Source organism: Burkholderia sp. E168m22 (genome assembly GCF_001319805.1).
Taxonomy (GTDB): Bacteria; Pseudomonadota; Gammaproteobacteria; order Burkholderiales; family Burkholderiaceae; genus Burkholderia; species Burkholderia orbicola.
In genome coordinates, this window is record NZ_BBSK01000039.1 from 13293 (window position 1) to 40222 (window position 26930).

A 26930-nucleotide genomic window follows, 5' to 3' on the forward strand; every position below is an offset into this window, starting at 1 on the left:
CCGAAAAAAACGGTGCGCGAAGATCGGGCACCGTTTCTGATCAATACGGGTCGGGTTGTGAATCGCGGCTCACGCAGCCGCGGCCGGCGGATCGCGCCGATGGCGCGACAACCGCTCCTCCGCGAGCGCGAGCGCCTCGGGCAGCCCGCGCAGCACCACGATGTCGCTCGCGCGCAGCTTGGTCTGCGGATCGGGTTCGACGCCGCGGATGCCGTGCCGGCGGATCGCCGTGACTTCCAGCCCGAGCGCGTACAGCCCGAGTTCTTCCAGCGAACGCCCGACCGCGTCCGCGCGCGCGTCGACCGGCACCGATTGTAGCCGCACCTGCTCGTGATCGTCGTCGTCCGCATCGTCCGCGCCGCGGAAATAGCCGCGCAGCAGGCTGTAGCGCTCGTCGCGCATCTCCTCGACGCGCCGCACGACCTTGCGCATCGGCACGCCGACCAGCACCAGCGTGTGCGACGCGAGCATCAGGCTGCCCTCGACGATCTCCGGAATCACTTCGGTCGCGCCGGCCGCGAGCAGCTTCTCGAGATCGGCATCGTCGACGGTGCGCACGATCGCGGGCAGCGTCGGCTCGAGCTCGTGCACGTGATGCAGCACGCGCAGCGCGGACGGCGTGTTCGCGTAGGTGATCGCGACGGCCGCCGCCCGGTGGATACCGGCCGCGAGCAGCGACTCGCGGCGCGCCGCGTCGCCGAACACGACCGATTCGCCGGCGGTCGCCGCAGCACTCACGCGATCGGGATCGAGGTCGAGCGCGACGTACGAAATACCTTCCTGTTCGAGCATGCGCGCGAGGTTCTGGCCCGCGCGGCCGTAGCCGCAGATGATCACGTGGCCGCGCTGCTTGAGGCTTTGCGTCGCGATCCGCGTCATCTGCAGCGACTGCTGCATCCATTCCGTCGACGACAGCCGCATCACGATGCGGTCGGCATTCTGGATCAGGAACGGCGCGGCGAGCATCGACAGCAGCATCGACGCGAGGATCGCCTGCAGCAGCGTCGAATCGACGAGATGCCGGTCGAGGATCAGGTTCAGCAGCACGAAGCCGAATTCGCCGGCCTGCGCGAGGCCGATGCCGGTGCGCATCGCGACGCCCGGCGTCGCGCCGAACAGCCGCGCGAGCCCGGCGATCATCGTCGCCTTGAACAGGATCTGCCCGACGAAGAAGCCGAGCACGATCAACGGATGCTCCCAGATCACGCGCGGATCGAGCAGCATCCCCGTCGTCACGAAGAACAGGCCGAGCAGCACGTCGCGGAACGGCTTGATGTCCTCTTCCACCTGATGGCGGAACGGCGTCTCGGAAATGAGCATCCCGGCGATGAACGCGCCGAGCGCGAGCGACAGGCCGAAGCGGTCGGTGATGAACGCGGCGCCGAGCGTGACGAGCAGCAGGTTCAGCACGAACAGCTCCTGCGAGCGGCGCCGCGCGACGACGTTGAGCCAGCGCGTCATGAAGCGCTGGCCGATGACGAGCAGCAGCGCGAGCGCGATCACGATCTTGACCGCCGCGAAGCCGAGCGTGAGCGCGAGATCCTTCGACGATTCCGCGCCGAACGCGGCGATCACGATCAAGAGCGGCACCACCGCGAGATCCTGGAACAGCAGCACGCCGAAGATGTTGCGGCCGTGCTCGGTCTCGATCTCGAGCCGCTCGGCGAGCATCTTCGACACGATCGCCGTCGACGACATCGCGAGCGCGCCGCCGAGCGCGATGCTGCCCTGCCACGTGATGTGCACCCAGTGCTCGAACAGCGCGCCGAGCACGAGCGCGAGCACGAGGGTCGCGACGACCTGCAAGAGGCCGAGCCCGAACACGAGCCGCTGCATCGACCTCAGCTTCGCCAGCGAGAATTCGAGGCCGATCGAAAACATCAGGAACACCACGCCGAATTCCGCGAGGTGCTCGGCCCGTTCGAGATCCGCCGCGACGCCGAATGCGTGCGGGCCGACCAGGATGCCGACGGTCAGGTAGCCGAGCATCGGCGGCAGGTTCAACGAGCGGAATACGACGACGCCCACCACTGAGGCCAGCAGCAGCAGCAGGGTCATTTCGAGCGGGGAAATCACAGGCGAAGCGTCCTCGTTCGTCGGGGCCACGGCAATGCGGGCGCGGGGTGGTGGCGGTGGACAGGCTGCTTCGGACGAGTCCGAAGGCCGGCGCGGCGAACAAACGCCTTTGCTATACTCCGCGCATGATAGCGAAAATCAATGATGATCGGGCGCTCGCGCTCGCCCGCGACGTGCTCGACATCGAGGCGGACGCCGTGCGCGCGCTGAGCGACCAGCTCGACGGCGGCTTCGTCCAGGCCGTGGCGCTGCTGCTCGGCTGCCGCGGCCGCGTCGTGGTCTCCGGGATCGGCAAATCGGGGCATATCGCCCGCAAGATCGCAGCCACGCTGGCCAGCACCGGTACGCCGGCCTTCTTCGTCCACCCTGCCGAGGCCAGCCACGGCGACCTCGGGATGGTCACCTCCGACGACGTCTTCATCGGCATCTCCTATTCCGGCGAATCGGAAGAACTCGTCGCGATCCTCCCGCTCGTGAAGCGGATCGGCGCGAAGCTGATCGCGATCACGGGCCGTGCGGGCTCGAGCCTCGGCACGCTCGCCGACGTGAACCTGAACGCCGCGGTGTCGAAGGAAGCGTGCCCGCTGAACCTCGCGCCCACCGCGAGCACGACTGCCGCGCTCGCGCTCGGCGACGCGCTCGCCGTCGCCGTGCTCGACGCGCGCGGCTTCGGCTCGGAAGATTTCGCGCGCTCGCATCCGGGCGGCGCGCTCGGCCGGCGCCTGCTCACCTACGTGCGCGACGTGATGCGCTCGGGCGACGACGTCCCGTCCGTCGGGCTGAATGCGACGCTGTCGGACGCGCTGTTCCAGATCACCGCGAAGCGCCTCGGCATGACGGCCGTCGTCGACGCCGACGGCAAGGTCGCCGGCATCTTCACCGACGGCGACCTGCGCCGCGTGCTCGCCCGCGACGGCGACTTCCGCACGCTGCCGATCACCGAAGTCATGACGCGCGACCCGCGCACGATCGCGCCGGACCACCTGGCGGTCGAGGCCGTGGAACTGATGGAGCGCCACCGGATCAACCAGATGCTGGTCGTCGATGCCGACGGCGCGCTGATCGGCGCGCTGAACATGCACGACCTGTTTTCGAAGAAGGTGATCTGATGAGCGCAGCGCTGACTGCGGCCGAACGCGCGAGCCGCGTGAAGCTGATGATTTTCGACGTCGACGGCGTGCTGACCGACGGCGGACTGCTGTTTACCGCGGCCGGCGACGCGATGAAGTCGTTCAATTCGCTCGACGGCCACGGCGTGAAGCTGCTCGGCGAAGCCGGCATCGCGACCGCGATCATCACGGGCCGCCGCTCGGAGATCGTCGCGGCCCGCGCGAAGGAAATGAAGATCGCGCACCTGTTCCAGGGCGTCGAAAACAAGCTCACCGTGTTCGGCGAGCTGATCGCGTCGCTCGGCCTGACGGCCGACGCCTGCGGCTACATGGGCGACGACTGGCCCGACCTGCCGGTGATGCTGCGCTGCGGCTTCGCGACGGCCCCCGCGAACGCGCACCCCGAGGTGATCGCCCGCGCGCACTGGGTCGCCGAGGCCCGCGGCGGCCACGGCGCCGTGCGCGAGGTCTGCGATGCGATCCTGCGCGCGCAGCGCCGCTACGACGCGCTGCTCGCCGCCGCCTGCGGAGCCTGACCGATGAGCACGCATTTCCGCTGGACCCAGATGCTGCCGCTCGCCGCGGTCGCCGCGCTCGCAGGCATCACGTGGTGGCTGCTGCAGGCCACGCTGCCGCCGCCCGGCGAGGGCATCGCGCAGCCGAAGCGCCACACGCCCGACTATTTCGCGGACAACTTCTCGGTCACCGAGCTCGACCAGACCGGCACGACCCAGTACCGGCTGACGGCCGCGAAGCTGGTCCATTACGAAGACACCGAAGGCAGCGACCTGACCGATCCGGCCATGCGCGCGTTCCAGCCCGGCAAGCCGGTCGTGACGACCACCGCGAAGCGCGGCACCGTCAACGGCGACGTGTCGATCGTCGATTTGTACGACGATGCGCGCATCCTGCGCGCGGCCGGCGGCGGCGATCCGCAGATGCAGGCCGATTCCCAGCATTTCCGGATCTTCGTCAATGACGATGTGATCCAGACCGAAAAGCCGGTTAAACTTCAGCGCGGCCTGTCGCTCGTCAACGCGACCGACGGCATGAAGTACAACAACGTCACCCGGGTCATCGAGCTTTACGGCAACGTGCGCGGCACGATCGCCGCGGCGGACACGTCCGGCGGCTCGAAAGGTCAACCCAAGTGACGCATCCCTCACGTGACTGCATGAACGAACCGTTCCCTCGACAGATTTCCGGCGGCGCTGCGCGCGCCGTCCGCGCCGCGCTCGCCGCGACGCTCGTGGCGCTCCCGCTCGTCGGGCTGGCGCCGCTCGCCCATGCCGAGAAGGCCGACCAGAACAAGCCGATCAACGTCGAGGCCGACAACCTGACCTATGACGATCTGAAGCAGGTGACGGTCGCGACCGGCAACGTCGTGATCACGAAGGGCACGATCATCATCAAGGGCGATCGCGTCGAAGTGCGCCAGGACCCGGAAGGCTATCAGTACGCGACGTCGTTCGGCAGCGGCAAGAAGCACGCGACGTTCCGCCAGAAGCGCGAAGGCCTCGACGAATACATCGACGGCGACGCCGAGCGCATCGACTACGACGGCAAGCAGGATCTCACCACGCTGACCACCGCCGCGACCGTGCGCCGCCTGCAGGGCACGTCGACGATCGCCGATACCGTGCACGGCAGCGTGATCACGTACGACGGCCAGCGCGACTTCTACACCGCGAAGGGCGGCAAGGACGTCGCGGCGCCGGGCAACCCGAACGGCCGCGTGCGCGCGATGCTGTCGCCGAAGAACGGCGGCCCCGCGCCGCTGAACGGGGCGCCGGCCAAGCTGTCGCCGTCGACCACGATCCAGGGGGCGCCGGGCCAATGAACGCGCTCCCGAACCGCCAGCCGGCCGGCACCACGAGCTCGCTCGTCGTCCGCAACCTGAAGAAGCGCTACGGCTCGCGCACGGTCGTCAAGGACGTGTCGCTCGACGTGAAGAGCGGCGAAGTCGTCGGTCTGCTCGGCCCGAACGGCGCCGGCAAGACCACGTCGTTCTACATGATCGTCGGCCTCGTGCCGACGGACGCGGGCGAAATCTCGCTGAACGGCAGCTCGATCAGCCTGCTGCCGATCCACAAGCGCGCGTCGCTCGGCCTGTCGTACCTGCCGCAGGAAGCGTCCGTGTTCCGCAAGCTGACCGTCGAGGAAAACATCCGCGCGGTGCTCGAACTGCAGCACGGCGAGGACGGCAAGCGGCTGTCGAAGGACGCGATCTCGTCGCGTACCGAAGCGCTGCTCGACGAGCTGCAGATCGGCCACCTGCGCGAGAACCCCGCGCTGTCGCTGTCGGGCGGTGAACGGCGCCGCGTCGAAATCGCGCGCGCCCTCGCGACCAACCCGAGCTTCATCCTGCTCGACGAACCGTTCGCCGGCGTCGATCCGATCGCGGTGCTCGAGATCCAGAAGATCGTCAAGTTCCTGAAACAGCGCAACATCGGCGTGCTGATCACGGACCACAACGTCCGCGAAACGCTCGGCATCTGCGACCACGCGTACATCATCAGCGACGGTTCGGTGCTGGCCGCCGGCGCGCCGAGCGAAATCATCGAAAACGAAAGCGTGCGCCGCGTGTACCTCGGCGAACACTTCCGCATGTAACGTCCTCCTCGTGGCTGGCTGCACCCCGCCCGGCATCGCCGCGCGGGGCTGCGCCCCGCTTTGCATCCACGCCCGCGGCCCTGCCCGCGGCCGGGCGGCGCGCCGCGCGTAATCGCGGATGGCTCAATGCGCCTGGGTCGTGGCAAACTGCCGGTATGACTCCCTCCTTGCCATGAAAGCCAGCCTTCAACTCCGCCTGTCGCAACATCTTGCGCTGACGCCTCAGCTGCAGCAGTCGATCCGGCTCCTGCAGTTGTCGACGCTCGAATTGCAGCAGGAAGTCGCGATGGCCGTCGCGCAGAACCCACTACTCGAGAACGACGACGAATGGATCGCCAGCCCGCTGCGCGTCGCGGCGGACGGATCGCTGATCGCGCAGACGCCGCCCGCACAGAACACCGAGCCCACCGCGACCAACGGCAGCAGCACGTCCAGCGATCGCGCCGAGCGCGACGAGCCGGCCGGCGCCGACGAATACGACGGCTACGGGTCCGGTGACGGCAACGACGGCCCGCAGTGGAATCTCGACGAATACGGCCGCTCGAGCGGCGCGTCCGACGACGACGACCTGCCGCCGCTGCAGGTGCAGGAAGCCGCGACGTCGCTGCGCGATCATCTCTCGGCGCAGTTGCGCGTCACGCAGGCCGGCCCGCGCGATCGCGCGCTCGTGATGTTCCTGATCGAATCGCTCGACGACGACGGCTACCTGACCGCCACGCTCGACGAAGTGCTCGCCGACCTGCCGCCCGAACTGGAAATCGACGGCGACGAACTGAATGCGGCGCTCGCGCTGCTGCACAGCTTCGACCCGGCCGGCGTCGGCGCGCGCTCGGCCTCCGAATGCCTGAAGCTGCAGCTGCTGCGGCTCGATCCGTCCCCCACGCGCACGCTCGCGCTCGAGATCGTGTCGCAGCATCTCGAACTGCTCGCCGCACGCGACTTCACACGGTTGCGCAAGCACCTGAAGGCGAGCGACGACGCGCTGCGCGACGCGCACGCGCTGATCCGCTCGCTGGAGCCGTTCCCCGGCGCCGCCTACGGCAAGGCCGAGGCCGACTACGTCGTGCCCGACATCATCGTGAAGAAGGCCGGCCAGGGATGGCTCGCTGAGCTCAATCCGGAGGTCGTGCCGCGCCTGCGGATCAACAACCTGTACGCGAACATCCTGCGCAACAGCCGCGGCGATCCGTCGGCCGGATCGTTGAAGCAGCAGCTCCAGGAAGCACGCTGGTTGATCAAGAACATCCAGCAGCGTTTCGACACGATCCTGCGTGTCGCGCAGGCTATTGTCGAGCGTCAGAAGAATTTCTTTGCGCACGGTGAAATTGCCATGCGCCCCTTGGTTTTGCGGGAAATAGCTGATACGCTGGGCCTACACGAGTCGACTGTCAGCCGTGTGACAACCGGGAAGTACATGCTGACCCCGTTCGGGACGCTTGAATTTAAGTACTTCTTCGGATCTCACGTCTCGACCGACACCGGTGGCGCCGCCTCGTCGACCGCCATCCGAGCCCTCATCAAGCAACTGATAGGAGCTGAAGACCCAAAATCGCCACTTTCGGACAGCCGCATTGCCGAGCTGCTGGCAGAACAGGGTTTCGTGGTCGCGCGCCGCACGGTTGCGAAATATCGCGAAGCCCTCAAGATCCCGGCAGTGAATCTGCGCAAGTCTCTTTAAGCCTGCTGCCTGCCCGGCGGCAGGCGTGTCCCGGCCACCGCGCACACGGGGAACAGGCCGGACGATCTGTCCGCGATACGCCGCTTCGTGCGGCACGGGCAAGTCGACCGGAGCGCCGCCTTGATGCGGCCGGGTGGCCACTCGCTTGGAGAAGCACTATGAACCTGAAGATCAGTGGACATCATCTCGAAGTCACGCCTGCAATTCGCGAATACGTGATCACCAAGCTGGACCGGGTGCTACGGCATAGCGATCAGGTGATCGATGGCACTGTGATCCTCTCGGTCGACAACCACAAGGAAAAGGACAAGCAGCAGCGCGCGGAAATCAACCTGCACCTGAAGGGCAAGGACATCTTCGTCGAAAGCGCGAACGGCAACCTGTACGCCGCGATCGATCTGCTGATCGACAAGCTGGATCGCCAGGTCGTCAAGCACATGGAGCGCCTGCAAACGCACGCGCACGACCCGATCAAGCTTCAGCCGTCGATCGATCAGATCGAGCTGCCGCCGCAATAACCGTCACCGCAACACGCACGCCGCCCGGTTCGCCGGGCGTTTTTTTTGCCACTCCACGCGGAGGTGCAACCGGTCCGTCCGTGCTGCGCCACGCACGCGGCTGTGCTCTATAATGTTCCGGTTATCGCCGGGGGGTGTTGGATGCGGTAGCTGCGTTGCAGGTTGCCATGCCACATGCCTTGATATCGCCGAACATGGAAAATCAGTCCGCCGCCGCAAGGAGACCCCAGGCCGCCCAATCGCCTGCCAACATGAATCGCCTAGCCAAAATCCTGCCCATAGAGAACGTCGTCATCGACCTCTCGGTCACCAGCAAGAAACGCGTCTTCGAACAAGCCGGGCTGATGTTCGAGAATCAGAACGGCATCGGCCGCAGCACCGTCACGGACAACCTGTTCGCGCGCGAGCGCCTCGGTTCGACCGGGCTCGGCGAAGGTGTCGCGATTCCGCACGGCCGCATCAAGGGCCTCAAGCACCCGCTCGCCGCGTTCGTCCGCCTCGCCGATGCGATCCCGTTCGAAGCGCCCGACGGCCAGCCGGTCGGCCTCCTGATCTTCCTGCTCGTCCCCGAGCAAGCCACCCAGCAGCACCTCGAGATCCTGTCGGAAATCGCGCAACTGCTGTCCGATCGCGACGCACGCGAGCGTCTGCACAACGAAACGGATATCGCCGAGTTGCATCGCCTGCTCACTCAGTGGCAACCTTGAGTTGTTCCGGGCGGAATATTTCCCCGTACGAGGCGGCCCATGCCGCCGTCCAGGGCCGCCCGGCGCCGGCCCGGCATGGCGACGTCCGTCGCCGCGCGCCCGCACCGGCCCATTGGAGTGACGAGAGTCATGGATACGTCCAGCATCAACGCCCAGAGCATCTTCGACGACAACGCAGCCACGCTGAAACTGAGCTGGCTGACGGGGCATGAAGGCTGGGAACGCGGCTTTTCGGCCGACACGGTCGGCAACGCAACGTCGAGCGCCGACCTCGTCGGCCACCTGAACCTGATCCACCCGAACCGGATCCAGGTGCTCGGCGAAGCCGAAATCGACTACTACCAGCGCCAGACCGACGAAGACCGTTCGCGCCACATGGCCGAGCTGATCGCGCTCGAACCGCCGTTCCTCGTCGTCGCCGGCGGTGCCGCGGCGCCGCCCGAACTGGTGCTGCGCTGCACGCGCTCGTCCACCCCGCTGTTCACGACGCCGATGTCGGCCGCCGCCGTGATCGACAGCCTGCGGCTCTACATGTCGCGCATCCTCGCGCCGCGCGCGACGCTGCACGGCGTGTTCCTCGACATTCTCGGGATGGGCGTGCTGCTGACCGGCGATTCGGGCCTCGGCAAGAGCGAACTCGGCCTCGAGCTGATCAGCCGCGGGCACGGCCTCGTCGCCGACGACGCGGTCGATTTCGTCCGTCTTGGCCCCGATTTCGTCGAAGGGCGCTGCCCGCCGCTGCTGCAGAACCTGCTCGAAGTGCGCGGCCTCGGCCTGCTCGACATCAAGACGATCTTCGGCGAAACCGCCGTGCGGCGGAAAATGAAGCTGAAGCTGATCGTTCAGCTCGTGCGGCGCCCCGACGGCGAATTCCAGCGCCTGCCGCTCGAAAGCCAGACCGTCGACGTGCTCGGGTTGCCGATCAGCAAGGTCACGATCCAGGTTGCGGCCGGCCGCAACCTCGCGGTGCTCGTCGAGGCGGCCGTCCGGAACACGATCCTGCAGTTGCGCGGAATCGACACGTTGCGCGATTTCATGGATCGGCAACGACTCGCGATGCAAGATCCCGACAGTCAGTTCCCCGGCAAACTGGTGTAACCCGCACGCGCCGGCCGCGCAACGCCGACGCGTCGAGCCGGTGCTATGATGAAACGTCAGGATTCTCTGTTCCCATGCGCATCGTCCTCATCACCGGCATCTCCGGCTCAGGCAAGTCCGTCGCGCTGAACGCGCTCGAAGACGCAGGCTATTACTGCGTCGACAACCTGCCGCCGCACGTGCTCCCCGAACTCGCCCGCTACCTCGCGCAGGACGGCCAGCGCCGGCTCGCGGTCGCGATCGACGCGCGCTCGAGCGCGTCGCTCGACGAAATGCCCGGGCTGATCCGCGAGCTGTCCCGCGAGCACGACGTGCGCGTACTGTTCCTCAACGCGAGCACCCAGGCGCTGATCCAGCGCTTCTCCGAAACGCGCCGCCGCCATCCGTTGTCCGGCTCGCGGTCGCACGATGCGGACGTCGGCCTGCTGTCGTCGCTCGAGGAAGCGATCGAGCGCGAGCGCGAACTCGTCGCGCCGCTCGCCGAATTCGGCCACCAGATCGATACCAGCACGCTGCGCGCGAACGCGCTGCGCACCTGGGTCAAGCGCTTCATCGAGCAAAAGAACAACGACCTGATGGTGATGTTCGAATCGTTCGGCTTCAAGCGCGGCGTGCCGCTTGACGCCGATCTGATGTTCGACGTGCGCGCGCTGCCGAATCCGTACTACGACCACCAGTTGCGCCCGCTCACCGGGCTCGACCAGCCGGTCATCGCCTTTCTCGACGCACTGCCGATCGTCCATCAGATGATCGACGACATCCATGCGTTCCTGATGAAATGGCTGCCGCACTTCCGCGATGACAACCGCAGCTACCTGACCGTCGCCATCGGCTGCACGGGCGGCCAGCATCGCTCGGTGTTCATCGCGGAAACGCTCGCCGCGCGCCTCGCGCGCGACGCGAACGTGATCGTGCGGCATCGTGACGCGCCAGTGGATGTCGACGCGTCGTCGCGGCTCGTCTCCGAGGTCGACCGACCCTAGCGACACCCGCCCCCACGCCCGCGCGCCATGTCCTCCCTATCGACCACCCTGATCGACCTGCCGCTGTTTCCGCTGCACACGGTGCTGTTTCCCGGAGGGCTGCTCCCGCTCAAGGTGTTCGAGGCGCGCTATCTCGACATGTCGCGCGCATGCCTGCGCGACGACGCACCGTTCGGCGTGTGCCTGCTGAAGAGCGGGCCCGAAGTCGCGCAGGACGGCGCGGTGTCGGTGCCCGAAACCATCGGCTGCATGGCGCGCATCACCGAATGCGATACCGGCGAATTCGGGATGCTGTATCTGCAGGCGGTCGGCACGCAGCGTTTCGAGCTGCTGTCGTATCGCGTCGAAGGCAACGGGCTGCTGGTCGGCATCGCGGAGCCGCTGCCCGACGACATCCCGCTCGAAGGCGAACAGGCACTCGCCCAGTTCGGCTCGTGCGCCGAGGTACTCGAGCGCATCATCGACGCGCTGAAGAAGTCCGATCCGGAGAAGATGCCGTTCGGCGAACCGTTCCGCCTCGACGATCCGAGCTGGGTGTCGAACCGCCTCGCCGAGCTGCTGCCGCTCGACCTGCGCGCGCGGCAGAAGCTGATGGAGTTTCCGGACGTCGGCGCGCGCATCGACGCCGTGCACCACGTACTCGACCGGCACGGCTGGCTGTAACTGCCGCGCCTGAGCCGCCGCGCATCGCGTGCCGCGTGCGCCCGACAACCTCTCCTGCGCGCGGCCACCCGGCACCTTCCCGAACGCGGCCGGCGCCGCGCCCTTCCCCGTTCGTTACAGCAGCGGCCCGCTCAGCGCATCGAGCAGCTTGCGCACGGGCGCCGGCACGCCGTACGCGTCGAGCCGGCTCAGCGGCACCCATGCGGTGTCCGCGTCGCGCGCCTGCGACGGCAGGCCACCGCCGTCCGCCAGATCGCTCAGCCGCGGCTCGATCTCGAGCCGGAAATGCGTGAACGTATGCGTGAGCGGCGCGAGCGGCACCGTGCCGCCGCCACCGAAGCCGCGTGCAAGCTCCGCGAGCGCGGCATCGCCGTCCGCTTGCGGCAGGCTCCACAGCCCGCCCCAGATCCCGGTCGGCGGCCGTCGCTCGAGCAGCACGGCGTCGCCGTCGCGCAGCACGAGCATCCAGGTCTTGCGCGTCGGCACGGCCTTCTTGGGCCGCGCGGCCGGCAGTTCGCGCTGGCGGCCGGTCGATTGCGCGACGCAGTCGCCCGCGAACGGGCAGCGCGCGCAGTCGGGCTTGCCGCGCACGCACAGCGTCGCGCCCAGATCCATCAGCCCCTGCGTATACGCGCTCACGTCGGCCGGGTTCGCGGCATCGGGCAGCAGCGATTCGGCGAGCGCCCACATGTCGTTCTCGACACGCTTCTCGCCCGGAAAGCCCTCGACGCCGAATACCCGCGCAAGCACGCGCTTCACGTTGCCGTCGAGGATCGTCGCGCGCGCACCGTACGCAAACGACGCGATCGCGGCGGCCGTCGAACGGCCGATGCCCGGCAGTTCGGCCAGCGCGTCGGGCGTCGCCGGAAACACGCCGCCGTGTTCGGCGACGACGACCTGCGCGCAGCGGTGCAGGTTGCGCGCGCGCGAGTAGTAGCCAAGGCCCGCCCACAGCGCCATCACGTCGTCGCTCGGCGCGGCCGCGAGCGCGGCGACGTCCGGGAAGCGGTCGAGAAAGCGCGTGTAATACGGAATGACGGTCGATACCTGCGTCTGCTGCAGCATGATTTCCGACAGCCAGATCCGGTACGGATCGCGGGTGTTCTGCCATGGCAGGTCATGGCGGCCATGCGCGCGCTGCCACGCGACGAGACGCGTGGCGAACGTGCGGTGCAGCGGCGTGACGGGGAACGGAGCGGGGGCGATGCGGGGCGGCTTCAAGTTATCGAATTGTGGAAAAGGGTTTCAACGCTGGCACGTCGGGCAGAAATAGGTCGACCGCTGGCCCTGCACGATCTGGCGAACCGGCGTGCCGCAAACGCGGCACGGCTGGCCGGCACGATCGTAGACGAAGCAGTCGAGCTGGAAGTAGCCGCTTTCGCCGTTGCTGCCGACGAAATCGCGCAATGTACTGCCGCCGCGCTCGATCGCGTCGGCGAGCGTCGCGCGCACCGCGTCGGCCAGCCGCTCGTAGCGCGGCAGTGAAACCTTGCCGGCGGCCGTCGTCGGCCGGATGCCGGCGCGAAACAGGCTCTCCGACGCATAGATGTTGCCGACACCGACGACCATGTCGCCCGCGAGCAGCGCCTGCTTGACCGACACCGTGCGGCCGCGCGTACGCGCATGCAGCAGCGCGCCGGTGAACGCCGGCGAGAACGGCTCGACGCCGAGGCTCGCGAGGAGCGGATGCGCATGCACGTCGCCTGCTTCGCGCGGGTGCCACAGCACGGCGCCGAAGCGGCGCGGATCGCGGAAGCGCAGCACGAATTCGTCGAAGATCCAGTCGATGTGGTCGTGCTTCGCGGCGACCGGCACGCCGGCCGCGGGCAGCACGCGCAGCGTGCCCGTCATCCCGAGATGGACGATGAACCAGCCCGCATCGACTTCGAACAGCAGGTACTTGCCGCGGCGCTCGACGGCGAGCACCTCGCGCGCGCGCAACTGCTCGGCGAGCCCCGCCGGCACGGGCCAGCGCAGCATCGCGGTACGGACGTCGACACGCTCGACGCGGCGGCCCGCGACAAAGGGCTCGATGCCCCGGCGCGTGACTTCGACTTCTGGCAACTCTGGCATGTTTTGCGGGTCTGAGGCTACGGTCTGTTTACAGGGTGAACGCGCATGCGGCGCCACGAGAACGGCCGTTCTCGCGGCAACCCCGAATGAAACACGGGAATGCCCGAAATCGCCCGTCTGGCAGCACGCGAGGCGGGCGATTTCGGGCATTCGCATGGGGGTTCCACAGGTAAGCGGACCCTATCACGATCGTGCGTGTATTGTAGCGAGCGCGTTACAATCGGTTGAAACATCGAACGGATTTCCATGACCCTGCCCTCGAAGCTGCTTCAGGAGCGCCCCGCCGCCGTGCGCGGCGCGCGCGCCTTCCCGGTCCGCCGTGCACTCGGTGCCGCGCTGTTTGCCGTCTGGACCCTCACCGCCTTTCCGGCCCACGCGCAGGATCCGGCATCGGACGATGCGGAGCCGCAGGGTGCGTTCGAGCATGTGATGCCGGACGAGCAGAAAAATCTCCCCGGCGTGCCGCTGACGAGCCAGATCGTCTACCAGGTGCTCGCCGCCGAGGTCGCGCTCCAGCGCAACCAGCCGGCGCCGGCCTACCAGACCTACCTCGCGCTGGCCCGCGACACGCGCGATCCGCGCATGGCGCAGCGCGCGACCGAAATCGCGCTCGGCGCGCAGAGCCCGGCCGACGCGCTGTCCGCCGCGAACCTGTGGCGTCAGTACGCACCGGATTCGAACCGGGCGTCGCAGGTCGACGCCGCGCTGCTGGTGCTCGCCGGCAAGCCGGCCGACGCGCAGCCGATGCTCGCGCGCGAGCTGGCCCGCGCGACCGGCGACACGCGCGGCCCGGCGATCCTCGCGCTGCAGGCGCTGCTCGTGCGCGGCCCCGACCGCGTCGGCGGCCTCGCGGTGCTGAAGGACATGCTGAAGAACGACATGAATCGCCCCGAGGCGCAGCTCGCGATCGCGCGGCAGCAGCTCGCGGTCGACGACAAGGACGGTGCCGCGCAGTCGCTGAAGCAGGCGCTGCAGATCCGCCCCGACTACCTGCCGGCAGCGTTGATGCTGTCGCAGATGGGGCCGGCGGAACGTGCGGCGGGCATCGCGTCGTTCGAGAAGTACGTTCAGCAGAATCCGAAGTCGCGCGACGCGCGGCTGGCGCTGTCGCAGCTCTATCTCGCCGACGATCGCCTCGACGATGCGCAAAAGCAGTTCGAGACGATGCGCAAGCTCGACGCGAAGGACCCGACGCCGTTGATGGCGCTCGCGCTGATCAAGATCCAGCAGAAGAAACTCGACGAGGCGACCGGCTACCTGAAGCAGTACGTGCAGCTCGGCGACAAGCAGCCGAACCTCGACGTCGGCCAGGGCTACATCTACCTCGCGCAGATCGCGATCGACCAGAACAACGACGCGCAGGCGTCGCAATGGCTCGACAAGGTCGACCAGACGAGCCAGCACTACCTGCCCGCGCAAATCACGCGCGCGCAGCTGCTGCAGAAACAGGGCAAGACCGACGAGGCGCGCAAGGTGCTCGACAACCTGCCGATCTCGGATCCGCGCGATGCGGCCGTGGTGGCGCGCACCGATGCGTCGATCCTGTTCACGGCGAAGCGCTATCCGGAAGCGGAGGCGCGGCTCGGGCAGGCCGTCCAGGACTTCCCGGACGACCCCGACCTGCGCTACGACTACGCGATGGCGGCCGAAAAGACCGGCCACTACGCGACGATGGAAAAGCAACTGCGCGAGCTGATCCGTACGCAGCCCGACAACCCGCAGGCCTACAACGCGCTCGGCTATTCGCTCGCCGATCGCAACCAGCGCCTGCCCGAGGCCAGCAAGCTGATCGACAAGGCGATGGCGCTCGCGCCGAACGACGCGTACATCATGGACAGCCTCGGCTGGGTGAAGTACCGGATGGGCGACACGGCCGGGGCGACGAAGGTGCTGCAGCGTGCATACGAACTGCAGCCGAACGCCGAAATCGGCGCGCATCTCGGCGAAGTGCTGTGGAAGAGCGGCGCGCAGGACGACGCGCGCAACGCGTGGCGTGCCGCGCAGAAGCTCGAGCCCGACAACGAAACGCTCGTGCAGACGCTGAAACGCCTGCAGATCAACGGCCTCTGATGCAGATGTTCCCGATGTTTTCCCTGTCCTCCCGCGCGCAGCGCACGCTGGCCGCGGCCGGCGCGGCGCTCGCGCTCGCCGGCTGCGCGAGCACGCCGCCGTCGGCCAATGCGCCGACTGGCGCCGTACTGCAAACGGCCGCAACGCATGCCTACCATGGCCGCTTCGCGGTGCGCTACGACGATCGTCTCGGCAACCCGCAGAACGTGTACGGCAACTTCGACTGGCAGGAGCACGGCGACGACGTGTCGCTCGAGCTGCGCAGCCCGCTCGGCCAGACGCTCGCGGTCGTGAAGTCGACGCCGCGCGCGGCGTCGCTCGAATTGCCGAACCGGCCGACCCAATATGCGCCTGACGTCGGCGACCTGATGCAGAAGACGCTCGGCTTCGAGCTGCCGCTCGCGGGCCTGCGCTACTGGCTGCTGCCGACCGCCGCGCCCGCGACGCCCGCCGAAACCGTGCGCGACCCGGCCGACGGCACGCGCATCAAGCAATTGCGCCAGGACGGCTGGACGATCGACTACCTTGCCTACGCGGACGCCCCGGCCACGGGCGTCAAACGCGTCAACCTCGTGCGCGCGACGCCGCCGCTCGACATCAAGCTCGTGCTCGATCAGTGAGCACGCGCGCCTAGCCCCGATACCCGCATGACCGATTCGACCCGCTCGCTGCGCAACTGCCTGGCGCCCGCGAAACTCAACCTGTTCCTGCACATCACCGGCCGTCGTCCGAACGGCTATCACGATCTGCAGAGCGTATTCCAGCTGCTGAACTGGGGCGACACGCTGCACTTCACGCGGCGCAACGACGGCCGCGTCGCACGCGTCACCGACGTGCCCGGCGTGCCCGAGGAAAGCGATCTCGTCGTGCGCGCGGCCAACCTGCTGAAAGCGCATACGGGTACCGCGCACGGCGTCGACATCGAGATCGACAAGATCTTGCCGATGGGCGCCGGCCTCGGCGGCGGCAGCTCCGACGCGGCGACGACGCTGCTCGCGCTGAACCGCCTGTGGCAACTCGATTTGCCGCGCGCCGAGCTTCAGTCGCTCGCGGTCAAACTCGGTGCCGACGTCCCGTTTTTTATTTTTGGAAAAAATGCGTTCGCAGAGGGTATCGGAGAAGAATTAGCTGAGGTAGAATTGCCGACTCGCTGGTTCTTGGTTGTGACGCCACGCGTTCATGTCCCGACCGCTGAAATATTTTCAGATGAGTTGTTGACAAGAGATACGAAGCCCGTCACAATTGCTGACTTTCTTGCACAGCAAACCAGCGATGCGGAATGGCCAGATAGCTTCGGCCGGAACGATATGCAGGAAGTTGTAACAAGGAAGTACGCGGAAGTTGCGCAGGCGGTCAAATGGTTGTATGATGTGACCCCCGCGAGGATGACCGGCTCCGGAGCAAGCGTGTTTGCAGCGTTTCACAGCAAGCACGAGGCAGAAGCGGCGAAAGCCAAACTGCCCGCCAGTTGGAATGGCGCAGTTGCCGAGAGTCTGAACGAGCATCCGCTCTTCGCTTTCGCGTCATGAAGTTTTACTTTACCGAACGGCCTACACAAGTTCGGTGAAGTTATCAGTTAAGTGTAGGGGAGTCGCCAAGTTGGTCAAGGCACCGGATTTTGATTCCGGCATGCGAGGGTTCGAGTCCTTCCTCCCCTGCCAAAAATTTTCCCGCATTTCCCGCCCAAGCCTGAAGCAGGTGCACGATGAGCAGCCACAGCCATGATGGCCTGATGGTCTTTACTGGCAACGCGAATCCCGCGCTCGCCCAGGAAGTCGTCAATATCCTTGGTATCCCCCTCGGCAAAGCAATGGTCAGCCGTTTCTCCGACGGCGAGATCCAGGTCGAGATCCAGGAAAACGTGCGCGGCAAGGACGTCTTCGTCCTGCAATCCACGTGCGCACCGGCGAACGACAACCTGATGGAACTGATGATCATGGTCGATGCGCTCAAGCGCGCATCCGCTGGCCGGATCACCGCTGCCATCCCCTACTTCGGCTATGCGCGTCAGGATCGTCGCCCGCGTTCGGCGCGCGTCGCGATCTCGGCGAAGATCGTCGCGAACATGCTGGAAATCGCCGGCGTCGAGCGGATCATCACGATGGATCTGCACGCCGACCAGATTCAGGGCTTCTTCGACATCCCGGTCGACAACATCTACGCGACGCCGATCCTGCTGGGCGACCTGCGCAAGCAGAACTACTCGGATCTGCTCGTCGTGTCGCCGGACGTCGGCGGCGTGGTGCGTGCCCGGGCACTCGCGAAGCAGCTGAACTGCGATCTCGCGATCATCGACAAGCGTCGCCCGAAGGCGAACGTCGCCGAAGTGATGAACATTATCGGTGAAGTCGAGGGCCGCACCTGCGTGATCATGGACGACATGGTCGATACGGCAGGCACGCTCTGCAAGGCTGCACAAGTGCTGAAGGAGCGCGGCGCGAAGCAGGTTTTTGCCTACGCGACGCACCCGGTGCTGTCGGGCGGCGCCGCCGAGCGTATCGCTGCATCGGAACTCGACGAGCTGGTCGTCACCGATACGATCCCGCTGTCGGCCGAATCGCTGGCGTGCTCGAAGATCCGCTCGCTGACGAGCGCGAGCCTGCTGGCCGAGACGTTCTCGCGGATTCGCCGCGGCGATTCGGTGATGTCGCTGTTCGCGGAATCCTGATCGCGAATCGACGGAACGAAGCATGCGCACAAAGCGAAGCGGCAACGCTTCGCTTTTTGCACAATCGGACGGGATAGACGAAACCCCGGCCGTTTCATCGGGGGCCGCTGATGGCCCCGTTTTACTGCCTGGTCGCGGGCAGCAAATGGAGAATCACATGAAAGTCGTCGCTTTCGAGCGCCAACAGCAAGGTACGGGTGCGAGCCGCCGCCTGCGCAACGCCGGTAAGACCACGGGTATCGTCTACGGTGGCGAAGCAGCCCCGCAAAAGATCGAACTGGATCACAACGCGCTGTGGCATGCACTGAAGAAGGAAGCCTTCCACTCGTCGATCCTCGACCTGGAAGTGGCTGGCCAGTCGCAACAGGTTCTGCTGCGCGACGTGCAATACCACCCGTTCAAGCAACTCGTGCTGCACGTTGACTTCCAGCGCGTCGACGCGAAGAAGAAGCTGCACACGAAGGCACCGCTGCACTTCCTGAACGCAGAAGTCAGCCCGGCCGTGAAGCTGTCGAGCGCGATCGTTTCGCACGTCGCGACGGAAATCGAAATCGAGTGCCTGCCGGCCGACCTGCCGGAGTTCCTCGAAGTCGACCTGTCGAAGATCGAAGCCGGTCAGTCGCTGCACGCGAAGGACATCGCACTGCCGAAGGGCGTCGCGCTGGTCGCGCACGTCGACGCGGAAAACCCGGTCATCGCTTCGGCGACGGTCCCGGCTGGCGCCGTGTCGGACGCAGCAGAAGGCGAAACGCCGGCTGCCTAAGCGGCTGCGTACGCGCCCCATCGATCCGTTTCACGAAACGGTCGACGCAACCCGCCGCGGCTTGCCCGGCGGGTTTTTCTTTTTCTGCGCCCAGGCGGCTGCCGCCGCCTTCGAAACGTCATGATCAAACTGATCGTCGGCCTCGGCAATCCCGGGGCGGAATACACCGCGACGCGCCACAACGCCGGCTTCTGGCTGATCGACCAGCTCGCCCGCGAAGCCGGCACGACGCTGCGCGACGAACGCCGCTTCCACGGCTTCTATGCGAAAGCGCGCCTGCATGGCGAGGAAGTTCATCTGCTCGAGCCGCAGACCTACATGAACCGCTCCGGCCAGTCGGTCGTCGCGCTCGCGCAATTCTTCAAGATCCTGCCCGACCAGATCCTCGTCGCGCACGACGAGCTCGACCTGCCGCCCGGCACCGTGAAGCTGAAGCTCGGCGGCGGCAGCGGCGGCCACAACGGCCTCAAGGACATCACCGCGCACCTGTCGTCGCAGCAATACTGGCGACTGCGGATCGGCATCGGCCATCCGCGCGACCTGATTCCGGAAAGCGCGCGCGCCGGCGCGAAGCCCGACGTCGCGAACTTCGTGCTGAAACCGCCGCGCCGCGAGGAACAGGACGTGATCGACGCCTCGATCGAACGCGCGCTTGCCGTGATGCCGATGGTCGTCAAGGGCGAACTCGACCGCGCGACGATGCAGCTGCATCGCAACTGACCGCACCCGCACCGGCCTGGTAGCGTCGGCCGGCCGGCGCAACCGGGCGGCCTCGCCCGCCCCACCGCGACGCGCACATGCGGTAATCTGGACGCTTTGCCCGACAGGAGCCAAGCGGTGAGCCGTTACTGGAGCGACGTCGTTCAGAAACTCGTGCCTTACGTGCCGGGCGAACAGCCCGCGCTCGCGCACCCCGTCAAGCTGAACACCAACGAGAATCCCTATCCGCCGTCGCCGCGTGTCGTCGCGGCAATCGCACGCGAACTCGGCGAGACCGGCGACACGCTGCGCCGCTATCCGGACCCGGTCGCGCGCGCACTGCGCGAGACGGTCGCGGCCCATCACCGCATCCAGCCCGAACAGGTGTTCGTCGGCAATGGCTCCGACGAGGTGCTCGCGCACGCGTTCCAGGCGCTGCTCAAGCACGACCGGCCGCTGCGCTTTCCCGACATCACGTACAGCTTCTACCCGACCTACGCGCGCCTGTACGGCGTCGCGACCACGGTCGTGCCGCTCGCGGACGATTTCTCGATCCGCGTCGACGACTATCTCGACGACGCCGGCGGCGTGCTGTTTCCGAACCCGAATGCACCGACCGGACGCGCGCTGCCGCTCGCGGACGTCGAGCGGATCGCGGCCGCGAATCCGTCGTCGGTGGTCGTGATCGACGAAGCGTACATCGATTTCGGCGCGCAGTCGGCCATTACGCTGATCGACCGTCATCCGAACCTGCTCGTCGTGCATACGACGTCGAAGGCGCGCTCGCTCGCGGGCATGCGCGTCGGCTTCGCGTTCGGCGACGCGGCGCTGATCGACGCGCTGAACCGCGTGAAAGACAGCTTCAACTCGTACCCGCTCGACCGGCTCGCGCAGGTCGCCGCGCAGGCCGCGTACGAAGACACCGACTATTTCAACGCCACCTGCCGGCGCGTGATCGACAGCCGGACGCGGCTCACGCATGCGCTCGACGCACTCGGCTTCGAGATCGTGCCGTCGGCCGCGAATTTCGTGTTCGCGCGCCATCCCGCGCACGACGCAAGCGCGATCGCGGCCAAGCTGAAGGAACGGGAAATTTTCGTGCGGCACTTCCGGCTGCCGCGGATCGACCAGCATCTGCGCATCACCGTCGGCACCGATGCCGAATGCGATGCGCTCGTCGCGGCGTTGCGCGAGCTGCTGGCCTGACACGGAAGAACCGGCGCCGAATGGCGCTGGGCAGAAAGCGCGACGCGCGCGCCACACAAAGCGCGCGTCAGCGCAGGATCACGACGCGTCGTCGCCCTTCACGGCGATCAACGCGTGGTACTTCTCCATCAATTGCGCGTGCGATTCGTCATGCTGCGGATCGCGCGGAATGCATTCGACCGGACACACCTGCTGGCACTGCGGTTCGTCGAAATGGCCGACGCACTCGGTGCACTTGTTCGGGTCGATCACGTAGATGTCCGGGCCCATCGAAATCGCGCCGTTCGGGCACTCGGGCTCGCACACGTCGCAATTGATGCACTCGTCGGTAATCATCAAAGCCATACTGATCTCACTTCTTCAGGCCGGCGGCCGGCTTCGCGATGAAACCGGCCGCGCCGCATCACGCGGCAGGGCCTCCCATCGCGGTGACCTTCTCGGTCAGCCACTTCTCGACGGACGGAAACACGAATTTGCTGACATCGCCGCCCAACTGCGCGATTTCGCGCACGATCGTCCCCGAGATGAACTGGTACTGATCGGACGGCGTCATGAACATCGTCTCGACGTCGGGCAGCAGATAGCGGTTCATCCCCGCCATCTGGAACTCGTATTCGAAATCGGACACGGCGCGCAGCCCGCGCACGATCACGCGCGCATTGTTGACGCGGACGAAATCCTTCAGGAGGCCGGTGAAACTCATCACCTTCACGTTCGGGTAATGGCCGAGCACCTCGTTCGCAATCGTCAGACGTTCCTCGAGCGAGAAAAACGGCTTTTTCGCGCGGCTGTCGGCAACGCCCACCACCAGCGTATCAAAAATGCTCGACGCACGCCGCACGAGGTCTTCGTGCCCGCGCGTCAGCGGATCGAACGTACCGGGATACACGGCGACTACCATGTCGCTCCTCCTGTCATCACGCAAACGGGATGGCAGCCGTGCGATGCACGCGCCGCTGCCGAGATGGGCATGCGTCGCCTTTGCGGCGCGCCGCCTCGTATGGAACGCGCATTATTCATCATTTTCGCGCCGCAGCAAATGATAGTGAACCGCACCGGCCTTGCCGTGCTTCACCACCTGCCAGCCCGCCAGCGCGTCGTGCGCGGCCGGGTCGAGTTCCGCCCCCGTTTCGACGTAGAGCGCGCCGCCCGCCGCGACGAGCGGTGCCGACAGCGCGATCGCGCGCTCGAGCGCGGCCAGGTCGTCGAACGGCGGATCGAGGAACACGACGTCGAACGCGCCCGGCGTGAGCCCGGCCGCGAGCCGCAGCGCATCGGCTTCGGCAACCTCGACCGAACGGGCGCCGAGCTTGTCCTTGATCGCACGCAGCTGCTGCGCGGCGCGCGGATGGCGCTCGACCATCACGACGCTCGCCGCGCCGCGCGACGCGGCTTCGAAGCCGAGCGCGCCGGTGCCCGCGAACAGGTCGAGGCAGCGCCGGCCTTCGAGATCCTGGCCGAGCCAGTTGAACAGCGTCTCGCGCACGCGATCGGGCGTCGGGCGCAGGCCGTCGAGATCGAGCACCGCGAGCGGCGTGCGTTTCCAGTCGCCGCCGATGATGCGGATCGTGTGCGGCTTGCCGCGACTGGAAGGGGCCGCGGGGCGGCCGGAAGAGGAACGGGACATACGGGATATCGACGACGGAGGGACCGGGCGCGCGCAGGGGCGCGCCGCCAAACAGGCGCACGTTACCACAGCGGCGACGCGCACTGACGCGAGGGTCACGCCGCACTGATAAAATGCACGGTTTCGGCCGCCGTGCGCCGCGCCCGCGCGAACGCAGAACGGCCCGTCCGGCGCCCCGCTCCCGGCGGCGGCCCGCCCTCTTCCCGACGTCAGACCATGTTCAGTTTCTTCAAACGATTCAAGAAAACGCAGGAGCCCGATCCGGCGGAATCGCAATCGGCCGATGCGCAGCAAGCGGACGAAGCGTCCGACGCGGCCGAGGCGGCGCCCGTGCTCGACGCGCCGCCCGCGGCCGACGTGCCGCCGGCGAGCGCGCAACCGGCCGCGCCGGCCGTCGTGATGACGGTCACGCCGACCAACGACGGCCGCGACGAAGTCGTCGAGACGGTCGAGATCGTCCCGCCGCCGCTGCAGGACGCCTCGGCGAAGAAGTCGTGGCTCGCACGCCTGAAAACGGGGCTCGCGAAGACGGGTTCGAGCATCACTGGCGTGTTCGTCAATACGAAGATCGACGAGGTTCTGTACGAGGAGCTCGAAACCGCGCTGCTGATGTCCGACGCGGGCGTCGACGCGACCGAATACCTGCTCGACGCGCTGCGCGAGAAGGTGCGCGCGGGCCGGCTGACCGATCCGCAGCAGGTGAAGAATGCGCTGCACGACCTGCTCGTCGAGCTGCTGACGCCGCTCGAGAAATCGCTGATGCTCGGCCGCGCGCAGCCGCTCGTGATGATGATCACCGGCGTGAACGGCGCGGGCAAGACGACCAGCATCGGCAAGCTCGCGAAGCATCTGCAGAGCTTCGACCAGTCGGTGCTGCTGGCCGCCGGCGACACGTTCCGCGCGGCCGCGCGCGAACAGCTGGCGGTCTGGGGCGAGCGCAACAACGTGACGGTCGTGCAGCAGGAAAGCGGCGATCCAGCCGCAGTGATCTTCGACGCGGTCAGCGCCGCGCGCGCGCGCAAGATCGACGTGATGATGGCCGATACGGCCGGCCGCCTGCCGACGCAACTCCACCTGATGGAAGAGCTGAAGAAGGTGAAGCGCGTGATCGCGAAGGCGCACGACGGCGCGCCGCACGAAGTGCTGCTGGTGATCGACGCGAACACCGGCCAGAACGCGCTCACGCAGGTGAAGGCATTCGACGACGCGCTGGGCCTGACCGGCCTGATCGTGACGAAGCTCGACGGCACCGCGAAGGGCGGGATTCTCGCGGCGATCGCGCGGCAACGGCCGGTGCCCGTCTACTTCATCGGCGTCGGCGAGAAGGTCGAGGACCTGCAGCCGTTCAGCGCGGTGGAATTCGCGGACGCGCTGCTCGGCTGAACACCGCCGGCTCGCATCGCACGGGGCGCCTTCGGGCGCCCTTTTTCATGCGCGCCCGATCCTGCGCGCCACGGGCCGCGGCGCGCATTCCGCGCTCATTCAGCGTCCGGCTGCACGCCCGGCTCGGCGGCCTTGAACGCATCGATCGTCGCCGCATGGTCGACGATCCGCTGGATCGTCGGGAAACGCGTCGTGTCGATCGAGAAGCGGTTCGCATTGAACACCTGCGGCACGAGACATACGTCGGCGAGCGTCGGCGTGTCGCCGAAGCACAGCTTGCCGGTGCGCGGATCGTTCGCGAGACGCGTCTCGAGCGTGTCGAAGCCCGCCTCGATCCAGTGCCGGTACCACGCGTTCTTTGCTTCCTCCGGCACCTTCAGCGTGTGCTTCAGGTACTTCAGCACGCGCAGGTTGTTGAGCGGGTGGATTTCGCATGCGATCTGCAGCGCGACCGCCCGCACATACGCGCGATCGACCGGCTGCTTCGGCAGCAGCGCGGGCTCGGGATGGGTTTCGTCGAGATATTCGATGATCGCGAGCGACTGCTGCAGCGTCGCATCGCCATCGATCAGCGTGGGCACGACCGCATCCGGGTTCAGCGCGCGGTACGCGTCCTTCAGTTGCTCGCCGCCGTCGCGCAGCATGTGCACGGGCGCATAGTCGAACGGCAGTTGCTTGAGGTTCAAGGCGATCCGCACGCGGTACGACGCGGAACTGCGGAAATAGCTGTAGAGCTTCATGGGATGTCTCTCTTTGGTCGTATTCGGCCGGCGGCGGCATGGGCGCGCGGCGCAGCGGTGCGCGCGCCGCCGGGAAGCAGAGTGTAGCGCGGCGCGATGCACGGCCGCGCCCGTGCGATACTCGGGGCATTCCTTACCGCTCACCGCGCGGCCCGATGCCGGCCGCCCGCCCCACGTTCCGATGACCGCTTCCCACGATCCCGCCGCCGCTCCGTTCCCTTGCGCCCGCTTCATCAAGGAAATCGGCCGCGGCCCGAACGGCGCGCGCGCCCTGTCCGCCGAGGACACGTTCGCGCTCTATCGCGCGATGCTCGATGCGCGCGTGTCGGACGTCGAACTCGGCGCGATCCTGATCGCCTATCGGCTGAAGGGCGAATCCGCCGACGAGCTGGCCGCGATGCTCGCCGCCGCGCAGGCGTCGTTCGAGCCCGTGCACGTACAGGACGCCGCGTTCCGCCCGGTCTCGATCCCCAGCTACAACGGCGCGCGCAAGCAGCCGAACCTCGTGCCGCTGCTCGCGCTGCTGCTCGCGCGCGAAGGCGTGCCGGTGCTCGTGCACGGGGTGGAGCAAGACCCGGGCCGCGTGACGAGCGCCGAGATCTTCTCGGCGCTGTCGCTCGCGCCGTCGACGTCGCACGATGCGATCGAGGATACGCTCGCGGAACGCCGCGTCGCGTTCGCACCGATCGACGTGCTGGCGCCGCGCATCGCGCGCCTGCTGTCGATGCGCGGCGTGCTCGGCGTGCGCAACTCCACGCATACGCTCGTGAAGATCCTGCAGCCGTTCGCGCCGGCCGGGCTGCGGCTCGTCAACTACACGCATCCGCCGTACCGCGACAGCCTCGCGCAGTTGTTCCGCGATCATCCGGACGCCGCGCTCGGCGGCGCGCTGCTCGCGCGCGGCACCGAAGGCGAAGCGGTGGCCGACACGCGGCGCCAGGTGCAGGTCGACTGGCTGCACGACGGCGTGTGCGACACGCTGATCGATGCAGAGCGTTCGTCGACCGACGCGCCGCCCGTCGCGCTGCCCGAGTCGCGCGATGCGGCGACCACGGCCGCGTGGACGGACGCCGTGCTGCGCGGCGAGGTGCCGGTGCCCGACACCGTGGCGCGGCAGGTCGCGACGATCGTGCAGATCGCCCGCATCGCGCGCTGACGGCGCGACGACGACCTGCCCCTTTATCCCGACATTTGACACGCGGGCGCATCCTGGCATAGAGTGACCGTCATGCGTTCCTTTCCGAACCCCCTCCGAATTACCTCCGGCCGCCTAGCGCGGCCGCTATCGCTACGACTAGCCTAAGGCTGTCGTAGCGCCGTGTGCCGTCCGCACGGTCCTCCCAGCAGTTCCTCGCAGTACCCCTCTCGCAGTTTTTACAACCCGAAGTCGTCAGCATTCGTCCGTCCATCCGTCGGCCGATTCGCGAAGATCATCCGCATCCGCGGCGCCATCGCGCGCCGGGTGCGAGGCAGCGCCAACCGTCGCCCATGCCGCCCGTCTTCGCTCGCGACTTGAGACCCGAGGTCCAGAAGATGATGCGCAATCCGCAAGACAAATACCGTCCGTTCGAGCCCGTCCGCCTCAATGGCCGCCGCTGGCCGGCCCGCACCATCGAGCGTGCGCCCGTGTGGATGAGCACCGACCTGCGCGACGGCAACCAGTCACTGATCGAGCCGATGAGCATCGAGCAGAAGCTCGAGTTCTTCGAAATGCTGGTCGCCATCGGGTTCAAGGAGATCGAAGTCGGTTTTCCGTCGGCGTCGCAAACCGACTTCGATTTCGTGCGCAAGCTGATCGACGACAAGCGGATTCCCGACGACGTGACGATCGAGGTGCTCGTGCAGTCTCGCGAAGACCTGATCGCCCGTACGTTCGATGCGCTCGAAGGCGTGCCGCGCGCGATCGTGCACCTGTACAACGCGGTCTGCCCGTCGTTCCGCCGCATCGTGTTCGGGATGTCGAAGAGCGACGTGAAGGCGCTCGCGATCGACGGCACGCGCATCATCAAGGCACACGCGGCCGCGCGCCCCGATACCCGCTGGACCTTCCAGTACTCGCCGGAAACCTTCAGCATGACCGAGCTGACGTTCGCGCGCGAGATCTGCGACGCGGTCGCGCAGACGTGGCGCCCGACCCGCGACCACAAGATGATCGTCAACCTGCCGGCCACCGTCGAGGCCGCGACCCCGAACGTGTTCGCCGACCAGATCGAATGGATGGACCGCAACCTCGCGTATCGCGACAGCATCGTGCTG

Annotated in this window: 27 protein-coding genes, 1 tRNA gene and 1 pseudogene; 22 read left to right on the forward strand and 7 right to left on the reverse strand. The window is 67.1% G+C overall.

Going from position 1 to position 26930, the window contains the following annotated elements:
* Positions 1-69 precede the first annotated feature (69 nt).
* On the reverse strand, positions 70-2076 hold the full coding sequence (locus AP428_RS11525; RefSeq protein WP_012329236.1) for a monovalent cation:proton antiporter family protein: 2007 nt from the start codon (positions 2074-2076) through the stop codon (positions 70-72).
* 125 nt (positions 2077-2201) lie between these two features.
* Here AP428_RS11525 and kdsD point away from each other — a divergent pair, with 125 nt between their 5' ends.
* The 11 genes from kdsD (at position 2202) to AP428_RS11580 (ending at position 11445) form a co-directional block, all read left to right on the forward strand.
* Entirely contained in the window at positions 2202-3185 is a 984-nt protein-coding gene (gene kdsD / locus AP428_RS11530; protein ID WP_011546235.1) for an arabinose 5-phosphate isomerase KdsD, read from the forward strand.
* Positions 3185-3721: an HAD family hydrolase gene (locus AP428_RS11535; protein WP_054928050.1), complete on the forward strand. Its 537-nt coding sequence runs from the start codon at positions 3185-3187 to the stop codon at positions 3719-3721. Before kdsD ends, AP428_RS11535 begins: the two co-directional genes overlap by 1 nt.
* A gap of 3 nt (positions 3722-3724) precedes the next feature.
* On the forward strand, positions 3725-4339 hold the full coding sequence (lptC, locus tag AP428_RS11540; protein ID WP_054928051.1) for an LPS export ABC transporter periplasmic protein LptC: 615 nt from the start codon (positions 3725-3727) through the stop codon (positions 4337-4339).
* Between the two features lie 20 nt (positions 4340-4359).
* Positions 4360-5025, forward strand: a complete 666-nt coding sequence (gene lptA, locus AP428_RS11545) for a lipopolysaccharide transport periplasmic protein LptA (protein ID WP_012329239.1) — start codon at positions 4360-4362, stop codon at positions 5023-5025.
* On the forward strand, positions 5022-5798 hold the full coding sequence (lptB, locus tag AP428_RS11550; protein WP_006477788.1) for an LPS export ABC transporter ATP-binding protein: 777 nt from the start codon (positions 5022-5024) through the stop codon (positions 5796-5798). The genes lptA and lptB overlap by 4 nt, the downstream gene beginning before the upstream one ends.
* Positions 5799-5970: 172 nt before the next feature.
* Complete coding sequence (locus tag AP428_RS11555; RefSeq protein WP_027810400.1) at positions 5971-7476, forward strand: RNA polymerase factor sigma-54; 1506 nt, start codon at positions 5971-5973, stop codon at positions 7474-7476.
* 158 nt (positions 7477-7634) lie between these two features.
* The gene (gene hpf / locus AP428_RS11560) at positions 7635-7994 is read left to right on the forward strand and encodes a ribosome hibernation-promoting factor, HPF/YfiA family (RefSeq protein WP_006477786.1); all 360 of its coding nucleotides are present in this window, start codon (positions 7635-7637) and stop codon (positions 7992-7994) included.
* Positions 7995-8161: 167 nt separating this feature from the next.
* Entirely contained in the window at positions 8162-8701 is a 540-nt protein-coding gene (locus tag AP428_RS11565; RefSeq protein ID WP_011546240.1) for a PTS sugar transporter subunit IIA, read from the forward strand.
* Positions 8702-8830: 129 nt separating this feature from the next.
* Entirely contained in the window at positions 8831-9799 is a 969-nt protein-coding gene (gene hprK / locus AP428_RS11570; RefSeq protein ID WP_006483133.1) for an HPr(Ser) kinase/phosphatase, read from the forward strand.
* Between the two features lie 74 nt (positions 9800-9873).
* Positions 9874-10782: an RNase adapter RapZ gene (gene rapZ / locus AP428_RS11575; protein ID WP_006477783.1), complete on the forward strand. Its 909-nt coding sequence runs from the start codon at positions 9874-9876 to the stop codon at positions 10780-10782.
* 27 nt (positions 10783-10809) lie between these two features.
* Positions 10810-11445, forward strand: a complete 636-nt coding sequence (locus tag AP428_RS11580; protein ID WP_011546241.1) for an LON peptidase substrate-binding domain-containing protein — start codon at positions 10810-10812, stop codon at positions 11443-11445.
* Between the two features lie 114 nt (positions 11446-11559).
* Here AP428_RS11580 and mutY read toward each other — a convergent pair whose 3' ends face one another.
* Positions 11560-12666: an A/G-specific adenine glycosylase gene (mutY, locus tag AP428_RS11585; RefSeq protein ID WP_011546242.1), complete on the reverse strand. Its 1107-nt coding sequence runs from the start codon at positions 12664-12666 to the stop codon at positions 11560-11562.
* A gap of 24 nt (positions 12667-12690) precedes the next feature.
* On the reverse strand, positions 12691-13518 hold the full coding sequence (gene mutM, locus AP428_RS11590) for a bifunctional DNA-formamidopyrimidine glycosylase/DNA-(apurinic or apyrimidinic site) lyase (protein ID WP_011546243.1): 828 nt from the start codon (positions 13516-13518) through the stop codon (positions 12691-12693).
* 246 nt (positions 13519-13764) lie between these two features.
* On the opposite strand from mutM, the gene AP428_RS11595 reads away from it, so the two are divergent.
* The 8 genes from AP428_RS11595 (at position 13765) to hisC (ending at position 20924) form a co-directional block, all read left to right on the forward strand.
* A complete protein-coding gene (locus tag AP428_RS11595) occupies positions 13765-15588 on the forward strand; it encodes a tetratricopeptide repeat protein (protein ID WP_054928052.1) in 1824 nt (607 codons plus the stop codon).
* Positions 15588-16208, forward strand: a complete 621-nt coding sequence (gene lolB, locus AP428_RS11600) for a lipoprotein insertase outer membrane protein LolB (RefSeq protein ID WP_011546245.1) — start codon at positions 15588-15590, stop codon at positions 16206-16208. Before AP428_RS11595 ends, lolB begins: the two co-directional genes overlap by 1 nt.
* A gap of 27 nt (positions 16209-16235) precedes the next feature.
* Positions 16236-17117 carry a 4-(cytidine 5'-diphospho)-2-C-methyl-D-erythritol kinase gene (gene ispE / locus AP428_RS11605; RefSeq protein ID WP_054928053.1) on the forward strand — a complete coding sequence of 294 codons (882 nt, stop codon included), beginning with the start codon at positions 16236-16238 and terminating at the stop codon, positions 17115-17117.
* Positions 17118-17172: 55 nt separating this feature from the next.
* Positions 17173-17249 (forward strand) — tRNA-Gln (locus tag AP428_RS11610).
* Positions 17250-17293: 44 nt separating this feature from the next.
* Positions 17294-18256: a ribose-phosphate pyrophosphokinase gene (locus tag AP428_RS11615; protein ID WP_011694406.1), complete on the forward strand. Its 963-nt coding sequence runs from the start codon at positions 17294-17296 to the stop codon at positions 18254-18256.
* 157 nt (positions 18257-18413) lie between these two features.
* Positions 18414-19019 (forward strand): 50S ribosomal protein L25/general stress protein Ctc, encoded by a 606-nt coding sequence (locus AP428_RS11620; protein WP_011546248.1) that lies wholly within the window; start codon positions 18414-18416, stop codon positions 19017-19019.
* A gap of 120 nt (positions 19020-19139) precedes the next feature.
* Positions 19140-19739, forward strand: coding sequence for an aminoacyl-tRNA hydrolase (pth, locus tag AP428_RS11625; protein WP_006477776.1), 600 nt, complete (start codon positions 19140-19142; stop codon positions 19737-19739).
* 117 nt (positions 19740-19856) lie between these two features.
* Positions 19857-20924: a histidinol-phosphate transaminase gene (gene hisC, locus AP428_RS11630; protein ID WP_054928054.1), complete on the forward strand. Its 1068-nt coding sequence runs from the start codon at positions 19857-19859 to the stop codon at positions 20922-20924.
* Positions 20925-21002: 78 nt separating this feature from the next.
* Here the strand turns inward: hisC and AP428_RS11635 are convergent, their stop codons facing one another.
* The 3 genes from AP428_RS11635 to rsmD all read right to left on the reverse strand — a co-directional run bounded on the left by AP428_RS11635 (position 21003) and on the right by rsmD (position 22551).
* The gene (locus tag AP428_RS11635) at positions 21003-21269 is read right to left on the reverse strand and encodes a YfhL family 4Fe-4S dicluster ferredoxin (RefSeq protein ID WP_006477774.1); all 267 of its coding nucleotides are present in this window, start codon (positions 21267-21269) and stop codon (positions 21003-21005) included.
* A 58-nt stretch (positions 21270-21327) separates the two neighbouring features.
* Positions 21328-21825 (reverse strand): pantetheine-phosphate adenylyltransferase, encoded by a 498-nt coding sequence (gene coaD, locus AP428_RS11640; RefSeq protein ID WP_006477773.1) that lies wholly within the window; start codon positions 21823-21825, stop codon positions 21328-21330.
* A gap of 111 nt (positions 21826-21936) precedes the next feature.
* Positions 21937-22551, reverse strand: a complete 615-nt coding sequence (gene rsmD, locus AP428_RS11645; RefSeq protein ID WP_054928055.1) for a 16S rRNA (guanine(966)-N(2))-methyltransferase RsmD — start codon at positions 22549-22551, stop codon at positions 21937-21939.
* 216 nt (positions 22552-22767) lie between these two features.
* Here rsmD and ftsY point away from each other — a divergent pair, with 216 nt between their 5' ends.
* Positions 22768-23934: a signal recognition particle-docking protein FtsY gene (gene ftsY / locus AP428_RS11650; RefSeq protein WP_054928056.1), complete on the forward strand. Its 1167-nt coding sequence runs from the start codon at positions 22768-22770 to the stop codon at positions 23932-23934.
* 95 nt (positions 23935-24029) lie between these two features.
* Here ftsY and maiA read toward each other — a convergent pair whose 3' ends face one another.
* The gene (gene maiA, locus AP428_RS11655; RefSeq protein ID WP_054928057.1) at positions 24030-24674 is read right to left on the reverse strand and encodes a maleylacetoacetate isomerase; all 645 of its coding nucleotides are present in this window, start codon (positions 24672-24674) and stop codon (positions 24030-24032) included.
* Between the two features lie 181 nt (positions 24675-24855).
* Between maiA and ybiB the strand changes: the two genes are divergently transcribed.
* The gene (ybiB, locus tag AP428_RS11660) at positions 24856-25830 is read left to right on the forward strand and encodes a DNA-binding protein YbiB (protein ID WP_011546254.1); all 975 of its coding nucleotides are present in this window, start codon (positions 24856-24858) and stop codon (positions 25828-25830) included.
* 377 nt (positions 25831-26207) lie between these two features.
* Positions 26208-26930 (forward strand): annotated as a pseudogene (locus tag AP428_RS11665) (2-isopropylmalate synthase); the annotation flags it as partial.